Source organism: Candidatus Methanocrinis alkalitolerans, from assembly GCF_029167205.1.
In the GTDB taxonomy this organism is placed as follows: domain Archaea; phylum Halobacteriota; class Methanosarcinia; order Methanotrichales; family Methanotrichaceae; genus Methanocrinis; species Methanocrinis alkalitolerans.
The window spans coordinates 1-6,971 of record NZ_JARFPL010000065.1; the positions used below are offsets into that span (position 1 = coordinate 1).

The 6,971-nt window shown below is 59.4% G+C and carries 6 protein-coding genes and 1 pseudogene; 2 read left to right on the plus strand and 5 right to left on the minus strand.

Annotated features, from left to right (window positions below):
* Positions 1–332: 332 nt before the first annotated feature.
* The 3 genes from P0O24_RS12095 to sepS all read right to left on the minus strand — a co-directional run bounded on the left by P0O24_RS12095 (position 333) and on the right by sepS (position 3,733).
* Positions 333–1,358, minus strand: a complete 1,026-nt coding sequence (locus tag P0O24_RS12095) for an S-methyl-5-thioribose-1-phosphate isomerase (RefSeq protein ID WP_316970012.1) — start codon at positions 1,356–1,358, stop codon at positions 333–335.
* Between the two features lie 4 nt (positions 1,359–1,362).
* Positions 1,363–2,055, minus strand: coding sequence for a ribose-5-phosphate isomerase RpiA (gene rpiA / locus P0O24_RS12100; RefSeq protein ID WP_394356786.1), 693 nt, complete (start codon positions 2,053–2,055; stop codon positions 1,363–1,365).
* A gap of 64 nt (positions 2,056–2,119) precedes the next feature.
* A complete protein-coding gene (sepS, locus tag P0O24_RS12105; RefSeq protein WP_316970014.1) occupies positions 2,120–3,733 on the minus strand; it encodes an O-phosphoserine--tRNA ligase in 1,614 nt (537 codons plus the stop codon).
* A gap of 80 nt (positions 3,734–3,813) precedes the next feature.
* Between sepS and P0O24_RS12110 the strand changes: the two genes are divergently transcribed.
* Complete coding sequence (locus P0O24_RS12110) at positions 3,814–5,124, plus strand: coiled-coil domain-containing protein (protein WP_316970015.1); 1,311 nt, start codon at positions 3,814–3,816, stop codon at positions 5,122–5,124.
* Between the two features lie 102 nt (positions 5,125–5,226).
* Here the strand turns inward: P0O24_RS12110 and P0O24_RS12115 are convergent, their stop codons facing one another.
* Both P0O24_RS12115 and P0O24_RS12590 read right to left on the minus strand, forming a co-directional pair.
* A complete protein-coding gene (locus P0O24_RS12115) occupies positions 5,227–5,940 on the minus strand; it encodes a right-handed parallel beta-helix repeat-containing protein (RefSeq protein WP_316970016.1) in 714 nt (237 codons plus the stop codon).
* Between the two features lie 139 nt (positions 5,941–6,079).
* Positions 6,080–6,400, minus strand: a complete 321-nt coding sequence (locus tag P0O24_RS12590; protein ID WP_394356787.1) for an IS1 family transposase — start codon at positions 6,398–6,400, stop codon at positions 6,080–6,082.
* 113 nt (positions 6,401–6,513) lie between these two features.
* On the opposite strand from P0O24_RS12590, the pseudogene P0O24_RS12120 reads away from it, so the two are divergent.
* Positions 6,514–6,971, plus strand: a pseudogene (locus P0O24_RS12120) (IS21 family transposase); the annotation flags it as partial.

Below are 6,971 nucleotides of genomic sequence, written 5' to 3' on the forward strand. Positions count from 1 at the left end.
TTCACCAAAAAATAAGCTTTTATATATCATAAATTTTTCGGTTAAATCTAGATATTGACTACGAATATATCGTCATCCATTTTTCACGCTTATTTCGGGTATTCTGAAAAGGAGGCTGAATAGTTACTAAATCTTTAGAAACGATTATGCATTTAGTGATGAAATCAAACTTAGGTCCTAATTTTATAGATGATATTATGAGCAAGCTAGAAATGGTAAGAAGAAGTTATCCAGACAAATATCCCAATGATGACGAATTATTTTTTGTGGGTAAATCACAAAAAAATAAAATTTTATGAATATTTGACGCACTTCAGATTTACGCTATTTATTTAGCGATTTTTGAACGGAATCTCCGGCGGCCGGTAGATCCCCCGCTCGGTGATGATCCCCGTCACCAGATCGATGGGCGTCGCATCGAAGGCCGGGTTGTAGACTCTGACCTCTGGCGGGGCGAGCTGTCTGTCGCCGAGGCGCCTGATCTCGTCCGCGCCCCTCTCCTCGATCTCGACCTCCTCTTCTGAGTGGGCGAGGTCGAAGGTGGAGATGGGGGCGGCGACGTAGAAGGGGATCCCGTGGGCCTTCGCCAGGACGGCGTGGGTGTACGTCCCGATCTTGTTGAAGACGGCGTCCTTCGTGATCCGGTCGGCGCCGACTATCACCTTGTCGATCTTCCCCTGGCGCATGATCATCCCGGCCATGCTGTCGCAGATGAGGGTGACGGGAATGTTGTCTTCCGAGAGCTCCCAGGCGGTGAGCCTCGACCCCTGGAAGAGCGGCCTCGTCTCGCAGGCGTAGACGCTGATCTTTTTGCCTTGGGCAACGGCCGACCGGATGACCCCCAGAGCCGTCCCCCAATCGACGCAGGCGAGCCTCCCGGCGTTGCAGTGGGTGAGGACGACGTCCCCGTCTTCCAGCAGGCTGGCTCCGACTTCGCCGAGGGCTTTGTTGATCGAAACGTCCTCCCCGGCTATCAATTCCGCCTCCGCCAGGGCCGCGGCCCGGATCTCGTCGGCGTCGGCGGATTCTTTGATCTCGTCGATGGCCTTTACGGCCCGGTCGACGCCCCAGGAGAGGTTGACGGCCGTCGGCCTCGCCGCCCGGATGACCCCCGCCGCCTCTCTGACGTCATCGAGGAGGGCGGCGGGGTCTGTTGCCCCGGATCGGGCCGCCGCCAGGGCGACGCCGTAGGCCCCGGCGGCGCCGAGGGCGGGAGCGCCCCGGACCCGCAAGGACTGGATCGCCTCGCATAATCCGTCGATGGAGCCGACCAGGATATCCTCAAGCCTCTCGGGGAGGTGGGTCTGGTCGATCATCCCGACGGCCCGGCTCTCGGCGTCCCACCAGATCGTCCTCAAGGTATCACTCGCGGCTGAATATCTTGACCTCGCCGTCCAATACTACGACGAGCTGGTCGACGTTCTCGAAGATACCGTGCTCGACGACCCCGGGGATCTCCGAGAGCTGGGTCGCCAGGACCCCGGGGTCCTCGATCTCGCCGAAGTCGGCGTCGATGACGAAGTTGCCGTTGTCGGTGATCACCGGGCCGTCCTTCATCTTAGCCTGCCGGATTTGGGGAGAACCCCCCAGCTCCTCGATCCGGCTCTTCGCAAGCCTTTTGGCGATGGGGAGGACCTCTACGGGGACGGGGTGGCTGAGGGAACCGACGAGCTTGGTGGAGTCGGCGACGACGACAAACCACTGGGCTGATGCGGCGACGACCTTCTCTCTTGCGTGGGCGGCGCCTCCGCCCTTGATGGCGATGAGGTCCCGGGATACCTGATCGGCTCCGTCGATGGCGAGGTCGAGGACCGGGTCCTGGTCGAGGCTCGTCAGGGGTATCCCCGCGGCTATCGCCAGCTCCTGCGCCTGGTAGGACGTAGGAACCCCCAGGACCTCGAGCCCCTCCTCCACCTTCTCTCCTATCCTCTTGATCGTCCAGGCGACGGTCGAGCCCGTCCCCAGGCCCAAGACCATCCCGTCCCTCACCATATCCGCCGCCGCCACCCCGGCGGCCCGTTTTTCATCGGCGTTCGAATCCGGCGTTCTCACCAAGATAATCCTCCTCCAAATCGTCCATATCGTCTTCGGATCCTGTATTCATCGCTGGTAGCCGGTTCTATTCGACGACCTCGCTTCTCACCGTCGTAAAGACCGGCCCCCGGACGTCGATCTTCCTCTTCCTGCTGGTGATGTACCTCTCGAGAGCCGGCCCCAGCCGGAGGTTTACGTCGCCGGGGCCTCTCACGATCCGGACCCTCGTCTCCGACCCCTCTCCCCTCAGGGCCGCATCCTCGGCCTTCCGGGCCGCAAGCTCCGCGAAGGAGTCGATGAACCTCATGCCGGTGGTCACCCCGTCCTCGAAGGCCGCCTCCCACTTGGCGGTCTTGGGAACCCCCAGGATGTTCTCCTTGTAGACGAGGACCTCGTTGTTGGCGGCGGGGCCGCAGAGCTTCGTATTCTCCTCCGGCTCCACCACCTTGACGACGACCTTCCTCCCTGAGACCGTCCCCTTCCACGCCTCAAACTCGCACGGGGAGGGCTCGTCGCCGTGGAGATCGCAGGTCCGGACTATCGCCTGGGCGATCTCGATCCCCGCGGGGGTCTGCGGCTCCTCCTGGACTCTTATCATCATCGCCATCACCCTCGCCGAGAGGTCGGGGTCCTGGACGAACTGAGGGTACGTGAGGGCCCGAAGGTCCGTGGCGCCGTAGAGGATCATCGCCAGCCTCTCGACCCCCAGGCCCAGGTTCATCACCGGGTAGGGGACGTCGTACATCGATAGCGCCGTCGGGGAGTAGATCCCGAAGGTGGCAACCTCGACCCAGCCGGTATCGTATTTGGTCGACGACCCCACGAGCCCCGGATGATAGGCGTAGACCTCGATCTGGGTGTCGGGGACGTAGTACTTGCTCCGTTTGTCGTCGGGGAGGAACCTGAACTTCTGAAATCCAAACTGGGCAAGGAGGCCGTCGGCGATGATCTTGCCGTCCTCGACGGAGAGCTCCTCGTCCATGACGACGCAGCTCGCCGAGTGGTAGGTCATCAATCGGGCCGCGTCCTCCGACTGCTCCCGCCGGAAGCAGCGGTCGATGGAGAAGAGCCTCAAAGGAAGGGGCGCCATTCCGGCGAGGCCTCCGAGGGTGATGAACCAGCCGGAGGTCATGTGGCTCCGGAGGGTCTTGGTCGTGGCGACGGGGGCAAGGGCCTCAAACTCGGGGAAGACCTCCTCGATGAGGGTCGAGACGAGGGCGTCGGACTCGCCTAGTGCGGCGGAGATCTCGTGGACGAGGTCGTCGCCCTCCACCGTCCCCTTCTTGTAGCCGTGGAGGATCTGTCGGACCCCTTCGACCTCCTCCGTCGTCAGATCTCGACGGAGGATCGTCTTCATCTGGCCCGCCCTCTCGTCGGAGATTCCTATGTCGGGGCGGGGGAGGCCTGCCAGGTAGAAACATCGATCCAGAACCGCCAGAGCCTCGCTTCCGAACTGCTTCTTCACCTCGGCGTCCTCGACGATGACGGGGTTTGCCGCCTCGTCGAATCCGAGGCGGAGGTACGCCTCCCGCAGCCTTCCGATGACGTCGAAGATGGGGTGAGGCCTGCCGTAGGAAGAGACGCGCCTGGGGTAACGCCGATTTAAGGGGGGAACCTCTACGTACTCCTTTCCCCGCTGCCAGGCGGCGTCGAAGTCCTCGCCGGCAGCCTCCCGAACGCGGGCTGGATCGAACTTCATGAAGGGAGGGATGTGCCCGCCCCTCTTTAAGACTTTTGGGAGAGGAAAAGGTCGGATGATTTATAAGTCCCCATCCCGATTTGATATCGATAGAGGAGGATACGGCCTTGAAGTGGTTACAGAAGATCTTTCAGATGGGAAAAGCCGGCCCGGACCGCCGGGAGGAGGAGCCTGCGACCCTGGCCCTATCTCACGTCGAAGATTGGCTGAGGGACCGTTCCGACAAGCCCCAGTTCGAGATGAGGGTCCGATCAATCTACGCCACCATAGAGAGGATGGCAATAGACCTGGAGAAGAAGATCTCGGCTCTGGAGGCGGCAGAGCCTGATGATGAGGTCCCCCCGAGGCTTCTCAAGGCGGGAACGGCGGCAAGAGAGAACGTCTCCCGCCAGATGAGGCTCCTCTCGTCGAAGCTCGCGCCCCCCGCCGGGGCAGACTTCAGGTCCGCAAAAGAGTACCACTCCTCCATATTGAAGCAGCTTCAGAACACCGTCCAGAAGTTCGGTAGGGCCCAGAGGTACACAGCCGCCCTATTTCCGGAGGAGGTGGAGGCGATCAACTCAGATCTCGGCGCCATCAGCCGCCACCTCAAAGACCTGGGAGACTACCTGATAGAAGAGGAGGCGAACCTCGGCAGGTTCGGGGAGGCAGCGGAGCTGGCAGCCCAGATCCGGGGGAGGCGTGGCCTCATTGAAGCCCTCGGGGCCGAGATCTCCGAGGAGGAGGAGCATCTCGCCCTCTTGAGGGACAAAGAGAGGCTCCACCAGAAGGAGATAGAATCCTGGACCAAAAGCGACGAGGGGAAGAGGATGCTGGAGGAGAAGACATCCCTGGAGCAGAAGCTCCGGGAGCGCGACCAGATCGAGATGTCCATGGGGGACCTGGTGTCTCCCCTCACCAAGGCCATATCCAGAATAGTAAAGCAGGACTCCAGCGATCGGATAGCCCTCCAGCATCGGGAGCTCTTCCAGCAGCTCTCCGCCTCCCCGGCGAGGGCCCTGGAGGGGGACATATCGGGGGCGCTCCTGGAGCTGAAGTCGAAGGTGGACCTTTTGGGTCTTCGGGATAAGAAGAGGGAGCGGATCCTCGAGCAGATCGACCACCTCCTGGAAGATAGGCCCCTGGAAGTTCTTAAGGCCCGCCACTCAGCCCTCCATCGAGAGATCGAAGATATCGGCCGGAGCCTCTCCAAGAGCGGCCGCGAGGCCGGAAGGCTGAAGGAGAGGCGCGACCTGGTCCGCCAGAAGATCCCCGCCCTGGAAGCTGGCCTTCAGGAGAAGAGGAGGAACCTAGCAGCCCTGGAGGAGAGGCTGGCTGCGGAGCTGGCGGATCTCGAGGAGAGGATAGAGGAGATCGCAGAGGGGCCGATAAAGATCGACTTCCAGGGGTGACCCTATTGATCCTCTCCATTTTTTTCTCATCCTTCTCTTCATCTCCAACTCGCCACTTTCTGCCCCTCCGCCCCCCTCTCTTCGATAATCCCCGTATCGGCATCATCCAGCGGCCCTCGGGAACCTGTCCAGGTTCGACCCACCAGGAATCTCGCGGCCCCGGTCGCAGATCCCGTCGAGGTCGGCGTCGATGCACCCCTCCTCCGGGTCGTCAAAGTCCCCGTACCTGTTTCCCACCGAGCCGTCGTCCCATCGGTTCGTCCCGTCGTCGAAGGCGTTCCCGATGAAGTTCTTCAGTATGACGTTATCGGAGATGACGTTCCCAAACGACCCCTCCAGCACTATGCCGTATTCCAGGTTGCCGCTGGCGACGTTCCCCTGGACTTTTGAGTTGTTGGACCCGACGAGCCGGACTCCGACGTAGTTGTTGCTGGCGTCGTTATTCACGATGAAGTTTCCTGAGGAGACGACGAGGATCCCGGCGGATCCGGGACCCCCGTTCATGAGCCTCAGCCCCTCGACGACGACCCCGTCGGCGGTGACTGTGATGGGGCTTGCGTATCCCGTGGCGTCTAGGACCGGCTTCCCGCCTCCAGAGTCGACGCCCAAAAGGACGATCTTCTTATCTATCTTCTGATGGTCGTAGTACCTCCCGCTCATCACCTCCACCACGTCCCCCTCCCTCGCGGCGAAGATGGCAGCCTTGGGGCTTGAGTAGTCGCAGCCGCTGGAGCAGACGGTGATCGTCCCCCCACCGGCGAGGGCGACGACGGCGTAAACGGCGATGATCATCCTCCAGAGATTCTTATACGACAACAGACCACCCCAGACCATCCTCTGACCCGCAGCCAACCTCACGGCGACGCGCCGACAGATCTCTCTTCTGCTATACAGTCGGCAGATATAAATTTATACATTTTCCATGATGGCGTGGAGGATGATCGGTGGTGCACCTCTAACTGGTTGATATTCTGTGATACGGATAAGTCAACAGTTCCCTCAGCGACCAATCGTGGTCTGTCAATCCACATGTCTTCGCAGGGCTGTTCTTTCTTTTCCTCCCCAAACAATCCAAACTTATCAGGGACAAATGCCCTCTGCAAAAGTTAAAATGGGCAAAGTAGAGTGTCATTTGCTTATCAAGCTCAGAAATCTTCTTTGAGAAGCCGATGGTCTTCCTCGATATGCGGTTGTTGTCCTGTCTCAACGTCAGGTTCTGTCTCTCGACCAGGCTTGTTGAAATGTCCTTCGGATCGATATCCTTCCCGAATATCACCTTCTTTTTGACTTTCGTGATAGCTTGTCACTGGCGGTCTAAATCTGTCCAATTACGGCGGAATAAAACTGTCCACCTGCTAATCCCTGAGTTGAAACTCAGGGGTTGTGCTGATGCTGGACATGGAGGAGTTCTTCGTGTTGCGAGATTTATTCAACCAGGGATTGAGCATAAGTGAGATCGCCAGAAAGACATGTCATAGCCGGGTGACGGTTCGCAAGTACATACATTCTCAAATTCCTCCGACACCCGAGAAGAGATCCAAGAGGCCAGGCAAACTGGACGACTACAAGGAGTACATAGACCAACGTCTGCAAGAATACCCCCTTACAGCAGCTCGAATTTACCGTGAGATCCAAGAACAGGGGTTCGAGGGCAAATATACGATCGTAAAAGACTATGTGAGAGAGGTACGACCCAAAGTCGGTGTTCCTGCGGTATATCGGTTCGAGACAAAGCCCGGTGTCCAGGCCCAGGTCGACTGGGCTGAATGTGGTTATATCGATATCGACGGCTCTCATAGGAAGCTATACTGTTTCACCATGGTCCTGGGCTACTCCCGGATGAGATA